Below are 19,893 nucleotides of genomic sequence, written 5' to 3'. Positions count from 1 at the left end.
GGCACATCGGAGCCAAGACTAGCGGCATCCGGTTGAAGGGAATGACGCCACTTCCAATCAAGCAGCACCCTTCGTCTAAAAGAATCCCATCCAGGGCCACGCTTGTAAACCCCTTGACGTCACGTTTTTTGCTGCGTTGCACACATGTCGCACCTGCGACGCCGCAGCATGAAAGCGACATCACCGCGAATGACCTGGAAAATCAGCCCTTGCCGGATAGCCAAGTCATCATTGAAGGATGATCACATTCTCGCGAGCGGCCGCGGCGCGAAGCACCGAACCGATGGTTCACCCCGCCCGGAGCCCAGCCTTCGTCAGAATCGGAAGCACTCGATCGCAGAAATAGGGCAGTTCCTGCGTATAGTTGACGAAGGACAAGGCTATGCCGGCATAGCCTTGCTCGGCAATGGCGATCATCTCTTCGGCAATGCGCTGCGGCGTGCCGATCAGCGGATAGCTGCCTGCTCCACCGGCAAAGCGCTGACGGTAACGGTCATAGGACTCGCGATCATGGGACTGCGAGAACTCCTTCTTGCCGGCCATGTGTTGATCGACGGCAGCCTGATCGGCCATAGTCACGGCATAACGGGTGTAATAGTCGTCTGCCTCCGTCTGTGTCTCGCGGCAGACGACGTGACAAACCGTATAAACGCCGACCTGCCTGCCTTTACCTTCCGCCCGTGCAGCGATATCAATAACATGCTTTCCGGCGTCACCGATATCGGTGAAGGTGGTGAAGAGATAGTCGCAATGCGCCGCGGCAAAGTCTCGGCCGGGGCCGCCGAAGGCCGCATTCATCGTCACCGGCCGTGGCGCCTGCAGGCTAGCAGGGCGGCTGACAGCCTCTTTCAGATTGTAGTAGGTGCCGGCATAATCGATGGGCTCATCAGTGGCATAGAGCCTTTCGACAATTTCGAGCCATTCAGCGGCCTGGTCGTAGCCCTTTTCGACCAGCGGCACGCCGAACATGCCGAATTCCTTCGGGTTCCAGCCGCAGACAATGTTCAGCCCCGCGCGCCCTTGGCTGATATGATCGACGGTCGCAAGCGACTTGGCAGCATAAAGGGGATGGACGAGCGGCACGTGCACCGTCATGAAAAGGCCGATCTGCTCGGTCGCGGCCGAGAGCGCAGCAGCCCAGGTGAAGGTCTCGAACGACCATTCGCGAACGCGGTTCTTGCCGCCGAAACCGCGCCAGCGGGCAATCGGCAGAAAGAATTCGAGCCCCGCCCGGTCGGCGATCTGTGCTGCGGTCAGATTATCCTGCCATCCTGCCGTCCAGCGCTCCGGCACGTCGGTGATGGCAAGCCCACCATCCGCGTTGGTCGAGAAAACACCGAGCTTCAGCCTGTTCGGCCCCTTCAGCGGATGGGTCTTCATGGTGGCTTCCTCCCGAGTTCACCTCGCGTCTATCCTGCAAAATCCGCAGCGACCCGATAGGAATGTGTTAGCGTTGCCATGAAGAATTTCAAGCTTGAAATTTTTCGATCAGAGCATAACGATCAACCGCGCGGCACAAGGCTCTTGCGTCTCGCCTGTTGCGACGCGATTCGCTTGTCACCTGCGAAAAACGGGCCGCCATGCCGATCCAGTTCGCTATGTGTGAGACCGCACAATGCCTCCACCTCTCCGGCTGAAGCACGCCCGAAGACATCGTCGAACCTATCGGCCAGGTCCCGATCCATCTCTCGAAGCAGGCGGGGAATCCATTTGCCCCTACCCGACCATCTTCCTCGTCCCAGCAGCATAAGGTCGGCCAAAGGCTGATAGAGTTGCGCGGCAATCGCGCCTACCTCCGGGGCCGCCCGCTCCCCACGCAGATCATCGAGAAGGTCGGTGATCTGATATTTCAAAGCATTCAGCTTCTCACCTTCCAGCTTCGGTGGGCCGTTATGGAGGATGCCGATAGCATAGTCCTTCCAGACCTGCCCCTTGTCAGGATTTGGCCCGAGGATCTGGCCTGTCGCAACCATATGAATAATAACGGGATAGCCACGCACAATATCGCTCTCGAAAAACCAGCTGAGCGTCTCCGGGTCGTGAACAAACGCTTCGAACGGAAAGTCGCCCTCGATAAAGGTCTCGCGCCAAGCGGTTTCGAGCTGATCAAAGACCACGACCAGATCAATGTCCGAGCCCTTTCTTCCTTCGCCTCGTATGATCGACCCTGAGACAAAGGCAAAGGAATAGCCCCGAAAACGGCTGGCGAGAACCGGGCGTGTCGCCTGCATCGCCGTTTCGAATATGCTCATTTCGCTCTCCAAACATCAATTGTCTTGCGGGTTCGATATGCCCGCCAGGGTGCGAGCAGACAGGAACCGGCTACGCACGCTGAACGGCACTTCGCCGCCGCCATAATGGGCCGACAGCTAGCTGCAATGCTACGAGACCAAGGGCAGCTCAAAGCTTCGCTTCAGCGTTTCCATTGGCACATCGGTCTTGACGTTCAATACGCTCGGGATGCGCGTCAAGTGGTCAGCCTGAAACCGCCAATAGCTGTGCAGATCAGTCGTGACGATGCGCAGGACGGCATCGCATTCGCCCGTCGTCAGATAACATTCCATGACTTCAGGAAACCGCCTGACCGCCTCCGCAAATTGGAGGGTGACTTGCGCATCCTGCGTCTTGAACCAGACGCGGGCGAACACGGTGAGGCCCGCACCCACCTTTGCCGGGTCGAGAACGGCCACATAGCGATCGATGATGCCTGCATCCTCCAGCAATCGCACGCGGCGAAGACAGGGTGACGGCGAGAGCCCCACTTCCCTCGCGAGGTCCACATTGGAAATGCGTCCGTCGCGCTGCAGCACCCTGAGGATACGCCGGTCGATCTCGTCCAAAGTCGTTGACACAACATAGCTCCTACTGCCGATTGAGTGGCATAATATGCCAAATTCTCTCGTATTATTGAACTCTTCGCAAGCTCATTGCGCGAGGATTGGCCTATCGTTCCAGCCGTCAACATGGAGACGGAAGCCGATGTCGAAAAAGCTCAAGAAAGTCGTGCTCGCCTATTCGGGAGGACTGGACACATCCATCATCCTGAAATGGCTGCAGCAAACCTACGGCTGCGAAGTCGTGACCTTTACCGCCAACCTTGGCCAGGGCGAGGAGCTTGAGCCCGCCCGCCGAAAGGCCGAGCAATTGGGCGCGACAGATATCAGGATCGAGGATGTCCGCGAGGAATTCGTTCGGGATTTCGTTTTCCCGATGTTCCGGGCAAACGCGCTTTATGAGGGGCAATATCTCCTCGGCTCCTCCATCGCCCGCCCCCTGATCGCCAAGCATCTCATCAATATCGCACGCGAGGTGGGTGCCGATGCCATTGCCCACGGCTCCACAGGCAAGGGCAATGATCAGGTGCGTTTCGAACTGGCGGCCAATGCGCTCGATCCATCGATCAAGATCATCGCGCCATGGCGCGAGTGGGCCTTCCAATCGCGCACTCAGCTGATCGAATATGCCGAAGCGCATCAAATTCCTGTGCCGAAGGATAAGCGCGGCGAGGCTCCCTTTTCGACCGACGCGAATCTCCTGCACACCTCCACCGAAGGCAAGGTCCTGGAAGACCCGGCTGAAATCGCGCCATCCTATATCTATCAGCGCACCGTCGATCCTCTGGAGGCACCAAACGAGCCGGAAATCGTCGTCATCGGCTTTGAAAAGGGCGATGCGGTCTCCGTGAACGGCGAAGCAATGGCACCAGCGGCACTGCTGACAAAGCTCAACGAATTGGGCGGCAGGCATGGGATCGGCGGGATCGATCTCGTCGAGAACCGCTTCGTCGGGATGAAGTCGCGCGGCGTTTACGAAACTCCGGGTGGCACGATCCTGTTCGCCGCCCATCGCGGGATCGAATCCATCACGCTCGACCGCGCCGCTGCACATTTGAAGGACGAGATCATGCCCCGCTACGCCGCGCTGATCTATAATGGCTTTTGGTATTCGCCCGAGCGGGAAATGCTGCAGGCATTGATCGATCGGAGCCAAATCCATGTCAGCGGCGAAGTGACGCTCAGGCTCTACAAGGGCTCAGCCAGCGTGATCGCGCGCGCCTCGCCAGCCTCGCTCTACTCGACCGACCTCGTCACCTTCGAGGAAAGCTCCGGAGCGTACGACCACCATGACGCCGAGGGCTTCATCAAACTCAATGGCTTGCGCCTGAAGAGCTGGGCAATGCGAAACGCCAGGATGGCTGCGCCTGCTATTGACCTCGACTGCGCTTGAGGTTGCAGAATGGCTGTCTTAACGAGGTCCATCCGCAATGAAGATATTGAAAGACGAGGATTTATGTCCTGCCGCAGTCATGCGTCGGGCAATCGATGCCTTGGAAGCAGCCTTCCGGGCCAAGGCCGCCGGCAAGCTGGTGTCCCCACCCCGCCATCACGTCTCCTTTCCCGATCGTGGAGACATCGTGTTTACCGTCGGCGGCATCGATGGCGAACGGCCGCTTGCCGGCTTTCGCGCCTACGAGACTTTTACCGGCGGGCAGCATTCACAAGTGGTCGCTGTTTGGCGTGCTGACACCGCAGAACTTCAAGGGATCATCCTGGGCGAACGGCTCGGCCAGATCAGGACAGGGGCAATAGGAGGCATAGCCATCCGTCACCTCAGCGCTGCGACCGCCCGCACGGTCGGCATCATTGGTAGCGGTGCGCAGGCGCGAACGCAGCTCATTGCCGCTGCCGCCGTTCGCGACATAGGCTCTGCCCGCGTCTTTAGCCGAAACCCAAGAAACTGCGCCGCCTTCGCTGAGGAGATGCAATTGCAACTCGGCATTGCCGTTAAACCGGTTTCAAGTGCCGCAGAAGCGGTGGCCGATGCCGATATCGTGTTATGCGCAACGAGCAGCGACATGCCGGTGATCGATGCTTCGGATTTAAAAGCCGGCGTCCACATCAATACGATCGGCCCAAAGACGCTCAAGGGACATGAACTCGGCCTGGACGTCGCGAACATGGCCAGCATCATCGCCACGGATTCTCCGGAGCAAACGCGCGCCTATGCGTCCCCATTTTTCCTTTCCGGAACCATACACGACGAGCGAATGCTCGACCTTGCAGCCATAGTCGCCGGTCATGTGGCCGGCAGAACATCTCCTCTCGACACCACGCTCTTCTGTTCGGTCGGCCTCGCGGGCACGGAAGTCGTCGTAGCATCGGCCATATTCGACATGATCTGACATTCGCTCGGAACTCGCGTGGCTGAGCCTCGATACGCCTCAGCCGTCCCAGCCCACGACCGTCAGCCTCGGCCAGACTGCAATCCAGCGATTGACTTTCTGCTCGTAGATGGCCTGCGTGATCTGCTTCTTATTGGGGCGGACGACGCCATTCAGCAGATCGGAAAGACCGAACGGAGCACAATAATCCAGACAACGGTGACTATTGGAGCGCAATCCCACGGCGGTTGCCGTGGTCGGAAAAGTGGTGATGGCGTCTAGGGTCGATTTGTAAGGCGGGATCGGGTATCCGAACTTCGCTTCGTACCAGCAATGAACCCGGGCTTCGTTCTTCACATCGATCCAGACCGGCAAATCGGGAAACATCGCGCGGACCCGTGCGGCATGACTGGCCTCCGCTTGTTCAGAGAGATCATCGGCATCGAAATAAACGATGTCGAGGTCATTGATCCCATGAGACAGGGGCAGCCCGAAGGCATGATTCCAAACGGTCTGGGCAATGGCTCCCGCCACCAGCCAGCAATCTGGCAGCGCAATCTCATCCCAGCGCCGGAGAAGCGAGATGAGCAATGGACTTCTGAAGACTATATCCTCTAGTTCCGTCTGTTCGCTTGTCGTCATTGCCCCCACCCGACCGGAAACGACCTTGCGGCCATGGTGTATGGCCTTGCCTCCCTGTATTTAAGCACGATTCTCGGCCTCGAATGTAGACAAGGCTAGCGTATCAGCGCTGTCTGCATGCGCTGTCATTTGCAAGCCGTAGCAGGTGGCCCGGTTCGCCATGCGAACTCAAAAGAGCGATAGGCACTTGTGGTCCATGCAGATTAATTTCGGAGGATCATTCCGGCATCATTGCGGCGTCACCTCGCTCAACAGCCAGTCCTGGAACAATGTCGCCGTCTCGTTCGTCTGCTTCTTTTCCGGCATGACCACATAATAGCTGTTCTCGGTCGGCATCGGCAGATTAAACAGCGGCAGAAGCGTGCCGGCCTTGAGCTCGTCCTCGATCAGATAGGTCGGCAGGAGCGCCACACCGAGCCCCGCAATGGCGGCTGCGATGATCATGGAAAACTGGTCGAAGCGCGCGCCGGGATAGGCATTCTCCGTCGGCAGCTCCTGCAGGTCGAACCACTGCGCCCAGAGCTTCGGACGCGTCGTCAGGTGCAGCAGTGGCGCTCCTGCCAACTCGTCCGGCGAGATCAGACCCAGCCGCCCAGCAAGCTCGCGGCTGGCAACGGGCAGCACGGTTTCGTTGCAAAGAAAAGTCGCGACGGCTCCCGCCCATGCCGGCAGGCCGTAGTGAATGGCAAGATCGAAATTATCCTCCTCAAAATTGAAGGGCTTGGAGCGCGATTCCACTGTGACGGCGACATCGCGATGTTTATCAAGAAATCGGCCGAGGCGCGGCACCAGCCAGCGTGTGCCGAAGGTCGGCAAGGTCGCGACCTTCAGAGATAATTTCATCTGGCCGGCGGCGACGGCGCCGATCATCAGCCGCTCCGAACGCAGGAGCAGATCCTTCACCTCCGGCAACAGCCGAAGTCCGGCCTCGGACAGCACGACGCGTTGGCGGACACGCTCGAACAGCTTCAGGCCCGTCTGCTGCTCGAGATCGCTGATCTGGCGACTGACGGCGCTTTGCGTCAGATTGAGTTCTTCGGCGGCACGCGAGAAATTCTGATGGCGCGCCGCGCATTCGAATGCTTGAAGATTGACGATGTCAGGGATGAGGCGTCGGCGCATAGTCATTCCATTTTCGCATCAAGTTAGAATTCACTCTCACAACATCGGCCGCTGAACAAGAGATATTCTGCTGGATAGGAATGACATAGCCTTTCAGGAAGAGATCGCACATGAAGCCTGATCACGTCTCGACCAGCGATATTCGCAGCGCTTTTTCAGCCGCCATGTCGGCAATGTATCGCGAAGAGGTTCCCGCCTACGGCACGCTCATGGAGCTGGTCGCTCGCGTCAACGACGAAACGTTGGCGACACAGCCCAAGCTGAAGGAGCGGCTGGAGGCGACGGATTATCTCGATCGCATCTCCGAGGAACGTCATGGCGCCATCCGGCTCGGCACCGCAGCCGAGCTTGCGATGATGGCGCGCGTCTTTGCCGTCATGGGCATGTATCCGGTCGGCTATTACGATCTGTCGACCGCCGGCGTACCAGTTCATTCGACCGCCTTCCGGCCGATCGGCGACGCCGAATTGAAGCGCAATCCCTTCCGCGTCTTCACCTCCCTGCTGCGGCTCGATCTCATCGCCGATGAGAATCTTCGCAAGGCGGCTGCAGACATTCTTTCGAAGCGCCGTATCTTCACGGAAGGTGCCATTACGCTCACCGAGAAGGCCGAGCGCGAAGGCGGCCTGAACAAGGACGACGCCCAGCGCTTCGTCGACGAGGTTTTGGAGACCTTCCGCTGGCATGACGAGGCCAATGTCGATGCCGGCATGTATCATCGGCTTCATGACGCCCATCGTCTGATTGCCGATGTCGTGTCGTTCAAAGGCCCGCACATCAATCATCTGACCCCCCGCACGCTGGATATCGACCGGGTGCAGGCGCTGATGCCCGACTATGACATTGCACCGAAAGCCGTTGTCGAGGGACCGCCGACGCGTATCTGCCCGATCCTGCTGCGCCAGACCTCGTTCAAGGCGCTCGAGGAACCTGTCTCATTCCGCAATGCCGACGGCATCTGGGAAGCAGGCTCGCACACCGCCCGCTTCGGAGAGATCGAGCAACGCGGCATTGCGCTGACGCCGAAGGGCCGTGCGCTTTACGATAAGCTGTTAGACGACTCCCGCAAGATCGTACGTCCGGCAGCCGATGGATCGAACGCCCGCGATTATGAAGCCGCACTTGCCGAGAGCTTTGCCGAATTCCCGGATGACTGGGCGGCAATCCGCGCCGAAGGCCTCGGCTATTTCACCTATTCGCTGACGGCCAAGGGCAAGACCGCTGCAAGGAGCCACGGGGATATCGAAGCACTGATCGACCAGGGCTTCGTGCAGTTTGATCCGATCGTCTACGAGGATTTTCTTCCCGTCAGCGCCGCCGGCATCTTCCAGTCCAATCTCGGCGATGGCGCGCAGCAGGACTTCGTCGCCAGCCCGAACCAGCAGCGCTTCGAAGCCGATCTCGGCATGAAGGTGCTGAACGAATTCGACCATTACGCCGGCATCGAACAGGCATCGATCGATGCTTGCCTACGAGCCCTTTCCAAACAAGACGCCGCCGAGTGAAGTGATGCGGCGATATCGCCGCGCGCCACCCGGATCAAGACAAGTGGAGTTTCACAAGATGAATATCGCAGCCAAGACCCCTTCCGTTGCAGCCGAAGCTGCCGCCATTCTCGAAAAGCTCGGCGTCGACAAGGCGCTTTATACTGAGGGCGACATGCCCTCCTACTCCCCGGTCACCGGCGAGAAGATCGGCAGCCTCAAGACCGTTTCGGCCGAGGAAGCGGCGAAGAAAATCGAGAAGGCGCATGCCGCATTCCGCGCCTGGCGCCTTGTTCCGGCACCGAAGCGCGGCGAACTGGTGCGTCTGCTCGGTGAAGAGTTGCGCGCCGCCAAGGACGATCTCGGCCGTCTGGTTTCCATCGAAGCCGGCAAGATCCGCTCCGAAGGCCTCGGCGAAGTGCAGGAAATGATCGACATCTGCGATTTCGCCGTCGGCCTTTCCCGCCAGCTGTACGGCCTGACGATTGCCACCGAACGTCCGGGCCATCGCATGATGGAAACCTGGCATCCGCTCGGCGTCGTCGGCATCATCTCCGCCTTCAATTTCCCGGTCGCCGTCTGGTCGTGGAACGCGGCGCTGGCACTGATCTGCGGCGACGCCGTCGTCTGGAAACCCTCGGAAAAGACGCCGCTGACCGCTCTTGCCTCGCAGGCGATCCTTGATCGCGCACTTGCCCGCTTCGGCGACGCGCCGGAAGGCTTGTCGCAGGTACTGATCGGCGATCGTGCGATCGGCGAAGTCCTCGTCGATCATCCGAAGGTGCCGCTCGTTTCGGCAACCGGCTCGACCCGCATGGGCCGTGAAGTCGGACCGCGGCTTGCCAAGCGCTTTGCCCGCGCCATTCTCGAACTCGGCGGCAACAATGCCGGCATCGTCTGCCCGTCGGCCGATCTCGACATGGCACTGCGCGCCATCGCTTTCGGCGCCATGGGCACGGCCGGCCAGCGCTGCACGACCCTGCGCCGTCTCTTCGTCCACAAAAGCGTCTACGATCAGCTCGTTCCGCGGTTGAAGAAGGCCTATCAGAGTGTCTCGGTCGGCGATCCCCTACACTCCTCCGCTCTCGTCGGCCCGCTGATCGACAAGGCCGCATTCGACAACATGCAGAAGGCGATTGCCGAGGCGAAGGCTCATGGCGGCTCCGTCACTGGTGGCGAGCGCGTCGATGTCGGCCATGCCGATGGCTACTACGCAAAGCCGGCGCTGGTGGAAATGCCGAAGCAGGCAGGCCCGGTGATGGAAGAAACCTTCGCACCCATCCTCTATGTCATGCCCTATGACGATTTCGACGCTGTCATCGATGAGCACAATGCCGTTGTTGCCGGTCTGTCGTCGTCGATCTTCACGCGTGACATGCAGGAATCCGAGCGCTTCCTCGCAGCTGACGGCTCCGATTGCGGCATCGCCAACGTCAATATCGGCACCTCTGGCGCTGAAATCGGCGGCGCATTCGGCGGCGAGAAGGAAACCGGCGGCGGCCGCGAATCCGGCTCGGACGCCTGGAAGGCCTATATGCGCCGGGCCACCAACACGGTGAACTACTCCAAGGCCCTGCCGCTGGCGCAGGGTGTCTCCTTCGACATCGAGTAAGCTCCATGACGATCGCCGCGAAAATCGAAGAGGCGGGCTTCAAGCCCGCTTCGCGGATCGCCTCCATCGGCGTTTCCACCATTCTTCAGATCGGCGCGCGTGCCAATGCGATGAAGCGGGAAGGCTTGCCTGTCATCATTCTCGGTGCCGGCGAACCGGATTTCGACACGCCCGACAATGTCAAGGAAGCCGCCAAGGCCGCCATCGATCGTGGCGAAACGAAATATACTGCGCTCGACGGCACGCCGGAGCTGAAGAAGGCGATTGCCGGGAAGTTTCAGCGTGAGAACGGCATCGACTACGCACTCGATGAAATTACCGTGGCGACGGGTGCCAAGCAGATCCTGTTCAACGCCTTCATGGCGTCGATCAATCCGGGCGATGAAGTCATCATCCCGACGCCCTATTGGACCTCCTATTCCGATATCGTCGAGATCTGCGGCGGCGTGCCGGTTCTGATCCCCTGCGATGCCAAGGCCGGTTTTCGCCTGAGGGCCGATCAGCTTGAAAAGGCGATCACGCCCAAGACGCGCTGGCTGCTGCTCAACTCGCCGTCCAATCCATCAGGTGCGGCTTATTCCGAGGCCGATTATCGGCCGCTGATCGAGGTGCTGCAGCGCCATCCGCATGTCTGGCTGATGGTCGACGATATGTATGAGCATATCGTCTATGAGGGCTTTCATTTCACCACGCCTGTCGCCCTCGAGCCGAGCCTCAAAAGCCGGACCTTGACGGTCAACGGCGTTTCCAAAGCCTATGCCATGACCGGCTGGCGCATCGGCTATGCCGGTGGTCCGAGGGACCTCATCAAGGCCATGGCCGTTATCCAGAGCCAGGCGACCTCCTGCCCTTCCTCCGTCAGCCAGGCGGCGGCCGTTGCAGCGCTGAATGGCCCGCAGGATTTTCTCGAGGGTCGCAAGGCAAGCTTCCAGCGCCGACGCGATCTCGTCGTGAACAGGCTGAACGCCATCGATGGCCTGGATTGCCTGATGCCGGAAGGTGCCTTCTACACATTCTCCGGCTGCGCCGGCGTGCTTGGAACGACGACACCGTCCGGAAAGAAGATCGAGACGGATGCGGATTTTTGCGCCTATCTCCTCGACGAAGCGCATGTCGCCGTCGTGCCCGGCTCAGCCTTCGGATTGTCGCCCTATTTCCGCATTTCCTATGCGACATCGGAAGCCGATCTCATCGAAGCCCTTGATCGCATCGAAAGGGCCTGCGCGGCGCTCCGGCGCTAGAGCAACTGCGGCCGACGCACAAAACGGCTATCCATCCGGAACTGCGTGAAAACAAAGAGATAGAGCATTCCCGTAATTCTGTTTAAAAGCGGGAGTGCTCCAATCACCGCGTAAAACGCCGGAAGTCTTCGCATCATGATACCACGCCTCGTTTCGGCGAAAGACAGTTCGCTACATCAGACCGGCGCCTTTGCCCGTCGGCTGTCTGCACTCGGCTTTAGCGGCGACCTCGAAACGGATCACGGTGCCAGGACGGTCGCCTCGACCGACAATTCCATCTATCAGGTCAAGCCGGCGGCAATTCTCTATCCGCGCGGTGCGGATGATCTGAAAATCATCGCCAAAGCCATATCCGAACCTGTCTTTTCCGATCTTGTCATCGCCCCGCGCGGCGGTGGCACCGGAACGAACGGACAATCCCTGACCTCTGGGATCGTCGTCGACTGCTCCCGACATATGAACCGCATCCTGGAGATCGATCCGGTTCGAAAGATCGCCCGTGTCGAGGCCGGCGTCGTCAAGGATCAACTGAACAAGGCGTTGAAACCATACGGGTTGTTCTTCGCGCCTGAGCTTTCCACCTCCAACCGCGCCACCATCGGCGGCATGATCTCCACCGATGCCTGCGGCCAGGGCTCGTGTCTTTACGGCAAGACCAGCAACCACGTTCTCGGCCTTCGCGTGGTGCTTTCCGATGGCAGTGACTGGTGGTCGCGTCCGCTTGGCAATAGCGAGCTGGACGAGATCAAGGCGCGTGACGATCGTATCGGCGAAATTCATCGTGTCGTTGATGCGATCGCCCGGGACAAAAGCGAGCTGATCGCGGCGACCTTCCCCAAGCTCAACCGCTACATGACCGGCTACGATCTCGCCCATATCTGGCGCGAGGACGGCCGCTTCGATCTCAATGCGGTGCTGTGCGGCTCCGAAGGCACGCTTGTCATGATCGCCGAGGCCGAACTCAACGTGCTGCCGATCCCGGCGCGATCGGCCCTCATCAACATCCGCTATGGCGATTTCAACACCGCGCTGGAGGATGCCAGGCGGCTGGTGGCATTGAAGGTGGCCTCGGTCGAGACGGTCGATGAGAAGGTGCTGGGTCTCGCCAAGGGCGACATCGTCTGGAGCGGCATCGCCCGCTTCTTCCCCGAAGATGCATCTGGCGCCGCCAACGGCATCAATATCGTCGAAGTGCTGGCCGACGATAGCGACGAGTTGGAACGCAAGCTGGCGGACGTGACCGCCGCCCTTGATGACGGCTCCTCAGCTCGCCACAAGGGCTATACGATCGCTCGAGAAAAGGCCGAGGTCGAGGCAATCTGGTCGATGCGCAAGCGCGCCGTCGGCCTGCTTGGCAATGTCGAGGGGCCGGTGCGGCCGGTGCCCTTCGTTGAAGACACTGCCGTTCCGCCCGAGCATCTGGCCGCCTATATAAGGGAATTCCGTGCCCTTCTCGATGCCGAGGAGCTGGATTACGGCATGTTCGGCCATGTCGATGCCGGCGTGCTGCATGTCCGCCCGGCGCTCGATCTTACCCGCACCGACCATCAGCCGCTCGTCCGCAAGATCAGCGACGGCGTCGTTGCTCTCACCCGCAAATATGGCGGGGTGCTCTGGGGCGAACATGGCAAGGGCGTTCGCTCGGAATATGTCCCCGAATATTTCGGCGAGCTTTATCCGAGCCTGCAGGACATTAAGCGCGCATTCGACCCCGGCGATCGCCTCAATCCCGGCAAGATCGCATCCGGCTCATCCCGCCCGTTGCTGAAGATCGACGAAATGTCACTGCGTGGCGACTTTGATCGTATCATCGGCAATGATATCCGCGCCGCCTTCGACAATGCAGCCTATTGCAACGGTAACGGCGCCTGTTTCGATTTCGACGCGACAAGCCCGATGTGCCCCTCCTTCAAGGCGACGGGTGACCGGCGCTATTCGCCGAAGGGCCGCGCGGCGCTGATGCGCGAATGGCTGCGCCTGCTGGCGGAGCGGCAGGTCGATCCGCGGCGGGAGGCGCAAGAGCTGTGCCGCGCCAATCCTTTCGGCAATCTCTTGCGGCGAGCGGTCAATTCGCTCAATCCGGCCAATCGCGACGACTTTTCCCATGAGGTGCGGGCGGCAATGGACACCTGCCTCGCCTGCAAGGCTTGCGCCGGCCAATGTCCCGTCAAGGTCAGCGTCCCGGCCTTCCGTTCGAAATTCCTGGAGCTCTATTACGGTCGATACCTTAGGCCACTAAAGGACCCAATCGTTGCTGCTATTGAGACGACCCTGCCGCTGATGGCGCGCTTCAAGTCTGGTTACAATCTACTCACCGGATCGGCCGCCGGCCAAGCCTTGATGCGGTTCGCTGGTCTCACCGCGCTTCCCGCCATGCCTGCAGTATCGCTCGAACGGGAAGCCGCTCGTCTCCGCGTGCAGGTTGCTACTCCCGAAACGTTGGGAAATCTCTCCGCAGAGGAGCGAGCCCAGGCGGTCGTCATCGTTGCCGATGTCTTCTCCACCTATTTCGATCCAGCCGTCGTCATCGCAGCGCTCAAGCTCGCCCTGAAAATGGGTTTCAAACCGTGGCTCGCCGTATCACAGAACAACGGCAAAGCCCTGCATGTGCATGGCTATCTCGGTCGCTTCGAGAAGGCGGCGGCGAAATCGCGAGATTATCTCGATCGCATCTCGCAAATGGGCATATCGCTTGTTGGCATCGATCCATCGATGACGCTGACCTATCGCAGCGAATATGCCGCCCTGCCCTCGGCTAAGCTGCAGGCGTCGGTGCTGCTGCTTCAGGAGTGGCTCGCCGCAAATCTCGACCGATTGCCGCCACCACAGGCCCTGTCGCAAGAGCGCTTCACGCTGCTTGCCCATTGCACGGAGAAAACAAACGCTCCGGCTGCCCTCAAGCAATGGTCCCTGCTCTTCGGGAAACTTGGCATTGAGCTCGATATGGCCGATGTCGGCTGCTGCGGCATGGCCGGCACCTTCGGGCACGAAGTGCGCAATCGCGCCATCTCGGAAAAGCTCTATGCGATGAGCTGGCAGGACAGGATCGCCGAGAACGGCAATCAGACGGTTGTTATGGCCACCGGTTTTTCCTGTCGCTCGCAGGTCGCCAAGATCGATCATCAAGCCATCCCGCATCCCGTCGAGATCCTCGAACGACTGATCGGTTAGTCTCTGCAGCGCCGTTTCCAAGGGCTAAAACACATGTGGCGCCCGAGGGCGCCACATTTCAAAACAGGAATAGCCGCTTAGACGGCTTCTTTCATCCTGATTTTCTCAAGGCTGTAAACCTGTCCGAAGCGATTGGCGAGGAAATCGCCGAGATCGATTTCTTCCTGGCAAACGAAACCCTTGGAGGGAAGTTTGCCCTGAGCGAGGAGATCGAGCACGGTGGTAATGCCGGCTGCGGTGGTGATCTGAATGGCGCTCATCTTCTTGCTGGCAACGATGCCTGCATAGACCTTGTTGGCATAGGTTTCCTGCATGTAGCGGCCCTCGCGCCAGCCGCAGACGGTGACGAAAACGACGACCACGTCCTGCATGGTGGCGGGCAGCGCATTTTCGAAGAGATCCTTCAGCACATCGCGACGGTTCTTGAGGTTGAGGTCGTTGAGCAGCGCCTTGATGATGGCCTGATGGCCGGGATAGCGGATGGTGCGGTAGTTCATCGTCCGCACGCGGCCAGCCAGGGTCTTGGCGAGCGTGCCGAGGCCACCTGACGTGTTGAAGGCTTCATAGGTGACACCGTCGAGCGAGAATTCCTCGCGCTCTTCCATGGCCGGAACGGTGACGAGCTTGCCTTCGACGATCGCTTCGCAGGGCTCGATATATTCGTTGATGAGGCCGTCCGTGCTCCAGGTTAGATTGTAGTTCAGAGCATTGGAGGGATATTGCGGCAGCGCGCCGACGCGCATGCGCACGCTGTCGAGGCTGTCGAACCGCTTGGCGAGATCGTTGGCGACGATCGAGATGAAGCCCGGCGCAAGTCCGCATTGCGGGATGAAGGCGGTGTTTGCTCCCTGAGCCAGTTCCTCGACCTTCTTGGTCGTCGCGACGTCTTCGGTGAGGTCGAGATAATGGACGCCGGCTTCAAGTGCCGCTTCCGCGACGAAGCCGGTGAGATGGAACGGTGCTGCCGACAGGACGGCGAACTTGCCCTTCAGAATGCCGACGAGCCCGGCGCGGTCGGCAATATCGACGGCGGCGGTGGAAATCGCAGGGTGACGATCGATCTTGTCGAGCTGTTCCTGGCTGCGGTCGGCGACGACGACCGTGTAGTCGCCCGTCTGGGCCAGCATCAGAGCGATCGCCCCACCGATCTTGCCTGCGCCGATGACCACTATGTCTTTCATATGACTCCCCTGCATTTCATTGATAAGATTTTTATAAGTGTAGGTAGGAGTTGAACGATTCATAGCGACGAAAAATGCATTTCGTTGTACAAAACTATACAAATTGACGAATAGAATTTGCAAAATGCAGGAAACACCATGCAGGTCACCGATAAGGACCGCGAACTGATCGCCTTGCTCGGCCAGAATGCCCGAATGCCTGTTGCGACTCTCGCCAAGAAGCTGTCGCTGTCGCGCACCACCGTTCAGGCAAGGCTCGAACGGCTGGAGCGGGAGGGCGTCATTTCAGGCTATGGCGTGCGGTTGTCAGAAACCTATCTATCGGGCCTTATTCGGGCCCATGTACTAATCACGATCGCGCCGAAAGCGCTGTCAGCGGTGACGGCATCACTGAATGCCATTCCGGAGGTAACGACGCTTCATTCGGTCAGCGGCACGTTCGATCTGATCGCCATCATTGCAGCCCCCTCGATCTCCGAACTGGATCAGCTGATCGACGGCATCGGCACAATCGATGGCGTCGAACGCACATTGTCGTCCATCATCCTTTCGACGCGAATCTCGCGCTAAAAACAAAGTTCAGCCAAGCGCCGGCTCCATCTCGGGCGTGGTGGACAAGACCGCTTCCTTCAAAGCCTGCGAATAGGGATGCTGCGGATTGTCGAGAACGGCACGCGCGCCGCCCTGCTCGACGATCTCGCCCTTCTTCATGATGATGATGCGATCGCTGATATAGTAGGCGGTCGCCAGATCATGGGTGATGTAGATGATCGACAGCCCCAGCTCCTTCTTCAGCTGACCGAAAAGATTGACGATCGCCATTCTCAGCGAAGCATCGACCATTGAAACCGGCTCATCGGCCACCAGCAGACGCGGTTGCGGTATGAGCGCGCGGGCAATGGCGGTGCGCTGCAGCTGACCGCCCGAAAGCTCATGCGGAAACCGTCCCTTCACCTCGGCAAGTGTCAGGCCGATATGGGCAAGCGCCTCATCGGCAATACGCTCGACATCGGCTCGGCTTGGCCTTGGACCCATCGGCGCGAAATTCCTTGCCGTTTCAAAAAGATATCGATCAACCCTCTTGAGTGGGTTGAACGCTTCGAACGGATTCTGAAGGACCGGCTGCACCTCCCGCATGAAGGCGCGCCGCTCGGACCGGCCATGAATGGCGACGGCTCTGCCGCGAAAATTCAGGCTGCCGGATGTCGGCGCCGTCTGGCCGAGGATCATCGACGCGATCGTGGATTTACCGGAGCCCGACTCGCCGACGATGGAGAGGATTTCCGGCTCCTCTCCGAGACTCAGACTGACATCGCGAACCGCCGTGATATGACGACGGCTGAGCATGCCGCCCTGACGATAGACCTTGCTGACATGCGAGAGAGAAAGAAGATCGCTCATCGCGCCCCTCCCGTCACTGCGAAGCAGGCGACACGCCGGTCCGGCTCGACGTTCACCATAGGCGGCACTTCGCGGCTGCAGATATCCATGCGCTTCGGGCAACGCGGATGAAAACGACATCCTTCCGGCGGCATGGCGAGATTGGGCGGCCGTCCTTCCAGCGACGGCCGCGTCGAGGCATCGCCGATTCGCGGCAGGCTTGCGACCAGATGCTGCGTATAGGGATGGAGCGGCAGGTGAAAAAGCTTGCGCGTCGGCGCCTCCTCCACCAACCGTCCGGCATAGACGATGCCGATGCGATCGGAAACTGCGGCGTGAACGCCCATATCGTGGGTTACAAACAGGAAGGACGAGCCCATCTCGCGCTGTATCTCCCGGATCATCTGCAGCACGTCGCGCTGGACGATGACATCGAGCGCGGTCGTCGGCTCATCGGCGATAATGAACTCCGGCGTCAGGATGGTCGCCAGCGCGATCGTCATGCGCTGACGCATGCCGCCCGACAATTCGTGCGGATAAGCATCGAGAAGATTCGCATCGAGCTTCAGCCGCTGAAGGTGAGCACCAACCCGATCGAAGAAGGTGCCTCGATCGGCTTTCATATGCCGGAAAGCGAAATCGGTGAACGAATGTCGGATCCGGCGCACGGGATTGAGTACATTCATCGATCCCTGCATGATGTAGGAGAGATGCCGCCAGCGAAGCGATGCCCGCTGCTCTGCCGTCATGGCGTAGATATCCTGCGTCCCATTGTTGAAATGAAACTTGACGGCACCGGAGACAACCCGAAGCGGCGGCCGGATAGCGCCGGCAATCGTCTTGATCAGCGTCGTCTTGCCGCTGCTCGATTCACCGGCAACGCCATAGATCTCGCCGCGTCCGATCGACAGGCTGACATCGTCAACCGCCCGCACCTCGCGATCGACGCCATAAAGGAAGGCCCGGTAATAGGCCTTGAGGTTGTTGACCTCAACGACAGCCTCCATGCCTCAGCCTCCCATCCGGTTCAAACGACTGCGGGGGTCGTTATATTCATTCATCGACATCGACAGCAGGAAGAGCGCCATGAACAGCACCACGATGGCGGCGACGGGTGCTGCAACCCACCACCATGTTCCGGCGATCAGCGCCGAATGCGCATTGGCCCAGTAGATCATCATGCCCATGGTCGGCGTCTCGATATCGGTAAAGCCGAGCACCGCAAGCGTGATCTCCATGCCGATCGACCAGATCATATTGTTCATCGTCGTGGCAAAAACGATCGGCAGAACATAAGGCAGATGTTCCTCAACGAGGATCTTGCGCATGCTCATGCCGGAATAGACGCTCTGCGTGGTGAAAGGCCGCGTCTTCAGGCTGATCGCCACCGAGCGGATCAGGCGCGCGTCGTAGGACCAGCCGAGTGAGGCCATGACGATGATCAGCACCGTCCAGGTCATTTCATCCTTGAGGACGAAGTAGAACAGGATCAGCAGCGGAAACTGCGGAATGACCATGATGCTGTCATTGATCGCCATCAGCACGCGATCGACGGCACCTCCGGCATAGCCGGCCACCAGCCCCACGACAAGCGAGATGATGCGCGAGAGAATGGCGACGCCGATGCCGAAATAGAGTGTGTTGCGGAGCGCTGTCGTCAGCTGCCAGAAAACATCCTGACCACGCGATGTCGTGCCCAGCCAGTATTGCCCATCCGGCGGCATGTCAGGCGGCAGCAGATAAAGATCGGCTGGGCCATAGGGCGAGAAATAGGACAGGATCACCAGCCCGACGATGACGGCAAGCAGCAGAAGGCCGCAAAGGAATTCCATATTCTGGCGTGCGAGGTCGCGAACGATCGTCAGCATGGCCTACTCCACCTTGATGCGCGGGTCGATCAGCGGACCCAATATGTCGATGATGAAGACGGCCGCGGCGACACCGACGATCGACAGTGCGCTAAGCCCGAGGACGAGACTGTAATCGCCTGCGTGCACGGCCGAAATCAGGAGATTGCCGATACCGGGATAGCCGAAGACGATTTCGGTGATGACCGTGCCGTTGAAGACGGCGCCAAGGGACATGGCAAGGCCGGTAAATTGCGGCACCATGGCATTGCGGGCGATGTAGGAGCGCAGGATCTTGCGCTTCGGCACGCCGCCGAGCTCGGCGAAAACAACATAATCCTCGGTGATGATATTGGAGACCAGCGCCCGCATGCCGATCAGCCAGCCACCCGTCCCAACGAGGATCAGCGACAACGCCGGCAGGATGGAGTGGCGGAGAATATCGAGCACCAGCGTGAAGGACAGTTGCAGGTTGGTGTTCATCTCATAGCCGCCATTGATGGGCAGAATCGGCCAGACATAGCCGAAGAGAATGATGAGAACGAAAGCGAGGATGTAATAAGGGATCGGCTGCATGGCGATGAAAACCAGGCTGACGGCCTTCAGCACCGAGCTCTTGCGATAATATCCTGCGAGCGCGCCGATCATGTTGCCGAGAATGAAGGTGAGGATGACGGAAACCGTCATCAGACCAATCGTCCAGGGCAGCGCCCTCGCGATGATGGCGGAAACCGGCGTAGGGAATGCCGACAGCGACGGCCCGAGATCACCGGTCGCAAGACGCCCCCAGAAATGTAGATATTGCTGCCAGATAGAGCCCTCGAGGCCATAGAGCTCACGTAACGACTGACGCATCAACTCGACAGCGCGGGGATCGGATTGGCCCATCTGCTGGATGGTCCCGATGCTTTCCTCGACAGGATCGATCGGCGTCATGTGAGTGATGAAGAACGTCGCGGAAATGCCGAGGAAGACAACGAGCAGGAATTGGCCAAATCGTCTCAATACGAAAACTGGATAGGACGTCATGCCGCCGTCTTCCTTGCTGCTTG

17 protein-coding genes are annotated in these 19,893 nt (G+C 59.5%); 7 read left to right on the top strand and 10 right to left on the bottom strand.

Annotated features, from left to right (window positions below):
- Nucleotides 1-288: 288 nt before the first annotated feature.
- The 3 genes from GDN47_RS11645 to GDN47_RS11635 all read right to left on the bottom strand — a co-directional run bounded on the left by GDN47_RS11645 (nucleotide 289) and on the right by GDN47_RS11635 (nucleotide 2,852).
- Complete coding sequence (locus tag GDN47_RS11645) at nucleotides 289-1,380, bottom strand: LLM class flavin-dependent oxidoreductase (protein WP_152093396.1); 1,092 nt, start codon at nucleotides 1,378-1,380, stop codon at nucleotides 289-291.
- A 122-nt stretch (nucleotides 1,381-1,502) separates the two neighbouring features.
- Nucleotides 1,503-2,252: a nucleotidyltransferase domain-containing protein gene (locus tag GDN47_RS11640; protein WP_152093395.1), complete on the bottom strand. Its 750-nt coding sequence runs from the start codon at nucleotides 2,250-2,252 to the stop codon at nucleotides 1,503-1,505.
- Nucleotides 2,253-2,381: 129 nt separating this feature from the next.
- Nucleotides 2,382-2,852 (bottom strand): Lrp/AsnC family transcriptional regulator, encoded by a 471-nt coding sequence (locus GDN47_RS11635; protein ID WP_152093394.1) that lies wholly within the window; start codon nucleotides 2,850-2,852, stop codon nucleotides 2,382-2,384.
- A gap of 127 nt (nucleotides 2,853-2,979) precedes the next feature.
- Here GDN47_RS11635 and GDN47_RS11630 point away from each other — a divergent pair, with 127 nt between their 5' ends.
- Complete coding sequence (locus GDN47_RS11630; RefSeq protein ID WP_152093393.1) at nucleotides 2,980-4,227, top strand: argininosuccinate synthase; 1,248 nt, start codon at nucleotides 2,980-2,982, stop codon at nucleotides 4,225-4,227.
- A gap of 37 nt (nucleotides 4,228-4,264) precedes the next feature.
- Complete coding sequence (locus tag GDN47_RS11625; RefSeq protein ID WP_152093392.1) at nucleotides 4,265-5,182, top strand: ornithine cyclodeaminase family protein; 918 nt, start codon at nucleotides 4,265-4,267, stop codon at nucleotides 5,180-5,182.
- A gap of 39 nt (nucleotides 5,183-5,221) precedes the next feature.
- On the opposite strand, the gene GDN47_RS11620 is transcribed toward GDN47_RS11625, so the two are convergent.
- Nucleotides 5,222-5,752 carry a nucleotidyltransferase family protein gene (locus GDN47_RS11620; RefSeq protein WP_308936546.1) on the bottom strand — a complete coding sequence of 177 codons (531 nt, stop codon included), beginning with the start codon at nucleotides 5,750-5,752 and terminating at the stop codon, nucleotides 5,222-5,224.
- Between the two features lie 279 nt (nucleotides 5,753-6,031).
- The gene (locus tag GDN47_RS11615) at nucleotides 6,032-6,931 is read right to left on the bottom strand and encodes a LysR family transcriptional regulator (protein ID WP_113353699.1); all 900 of its coding nucleotides are present in this window, start codon (nucleotides 6,929-6,931) and stop codon (nucleotides 6,032-6,034) included.
- Between the two features lie 104 nt (nucleotides 6,932-7,035).
- Here GDN47_RS11615 and hglS point away from each other — a divergent pair, with 104 nt between their 5' ends.
- The 4 genes from hglS (at nucleotide 7,036) to ydiJ (ending at nucleotide 14,433) form a co-directional block, all read left to right on the top strand.
- On the top strand, nucleotides 7,036-8,430 hold the full coding sequence (gene hglS, locus GDN47_RS11610; RefSeq protein ID WP_152093390.1) for a 2-oxoadipate dioxygenase/decarboxylase HglS: 1,395 nt from the start codon (nucleotides 7,036-7,038) through the stop codon (nucleotides 8,428-8,430).
- Between the two features lie 58 nt (nucleotides 8,431-8,488).
- A complete protein-coding gene (gene amaB / locus GDN47_RS11605; protein WP_152093389.1) occupies nucleotides 8,489-10,021 on the top strand; it encodes an L-piperidine-6-carboxylate dehydrogenase in 1,533 nt (510 codons plus the stop codon).
- A gap of 5 nt (nucleotides 10,022-10,026) precedes the next feature.
- Nucleotides 10,027-11,262 carry a pyridoxal phosphate-dependent aminotransferase gene (locus tag GDN47_RS11600; protein WP_152093388.1) on the top strand — a complete coding sequence of 412 codons (1,236 nt, stop codon included), beginning with the start codon at nucleotides 10,027-10,029 and terminating at the stop codon, nucleotides 11,260-11,262.
- A gap of 135 nt (nucleotides 11,263-11,397) precedes the next feature.
- Nucleotides 11,398-14,433, top strand: a complete 3,036-nt coding sequence (gene ydiJ, locus GDN47_RS11595; protein WP_152093387.1) for a D-2-hydroxyglutarate dehydrogenase YdiJ — start codon at nucleotides 11,398-11,400, stop codon at nucleotides 14,431-14,433.
- A 77-nt stretch (nucleotides 14,434-14,510) separates the two neighbouring features.
- Here ydiJ and GDN47_RS11590 read toward each other — a convergent pair whose 3' ends face one another.
- Nucleotides 14,511-15,614: a saccharopine dehydrogenase family protein gene (locus GDN47_RS11590; protein WP_152093386.1), complete on the bottom strand. Its 1,104-nt coding sequence runs from the start codon at nucleotides 15,612-15,614 to the stop codon at nucleotides 14,511-14,513.
- A gap of 138 nt (nucleotides 15,615-15,752) precedes the next feature.
- On the opposite strand from GDN47_RS11590, the gene GDN47_RS11585 reads away from it, so the two are divergent.
- On the top strand, nucleotides 15,753-16,184 hold the full coding sequence (locus GDN47_RS11585; protein WP_112337254.1) for an Lrp/AsnC family transcriptional regulator: 432 nt from the start codon (nucleotides 15,753-15,755) through the stop codon (nucleotides 16,182-16,184).
- 9 nt (nucleotides 16,185-16,193) lie between these two features.
- On the opposite strand, the gene GDN47_RS11580 is transcribed toward GDN47_RS11585, so the two are convergent.
- Genes GDN47_RS11580 through GDN47_RS11565 form a run of 4 tightly spaced genes read right to left on the bottom strand, consistent with a single transcriptional unit; the run spans nucleotide 16,194 to nucleotide 19,870 of the window.
- Nucleotides 16,194-17,015 (bottom strand): ABC transporter ATP-binding protein, encoded by an 822-nt coding sequence (locus tag GDN47_RS11580; RefSeq protein WP_152093385.1) that lies wholly within the window; start codon nucleotides 17,013-17,015, stop codon nucleotides 16,194-16,196.
- Entirely contained in the window at nucleotides 17,012-18,001 is a 990-nt protein-coding gene (locus GDN47_RS11575; protein ID WP_152093384.1) for an ABC transporter ATP-binding protein, read from the bottom strand. The genes GDN47_RS11580 and GDN47_RS11575 overlap by 4 nt, the downstream gene beginning before the upstream one ends.
- A gap of 3 nt (nucleotides 18,002-18,004) precedes the next feature.
- Entirely contained in the window at nucleotides 18,005-18,862 is an 858-nt protein-coding gene (locus tag GDN47_RS11570) for an ABC transporter permease (protein WP_113353691.1), read from the bottom strand.
- Nucleotides 18,863-18,865: 3 nt separating this feature from the next.
- Nucleotides 18,866-19,870: an ABC transporter permease gene (locus tag GDN47_RS11565; protein WP_113390417.1), complete on the bottom strand. Its 1,005-nt coding sequence runs from the start codon at nucleotides 19,868-19,870 to the stop codon at nucleotides 18,866-18,868.
- Nucleotides 19,871-19,893 lie beyond the last annotated feature (23 nt).

The sequence above is a fragment of the Martinezella dioscoreae genome (assembly GCF_009176305.1).
GTDB classification, from domain to species: Bacteria; Pseudomonadota; Alphaproteobacteria; order Rhizobiales; family Rhizobiaceae; genus Rhizobium; species Rhizobium dioscoreae.
This window is presented reverse-complemented; position numbering and strand designations above follow the sequence as displayed.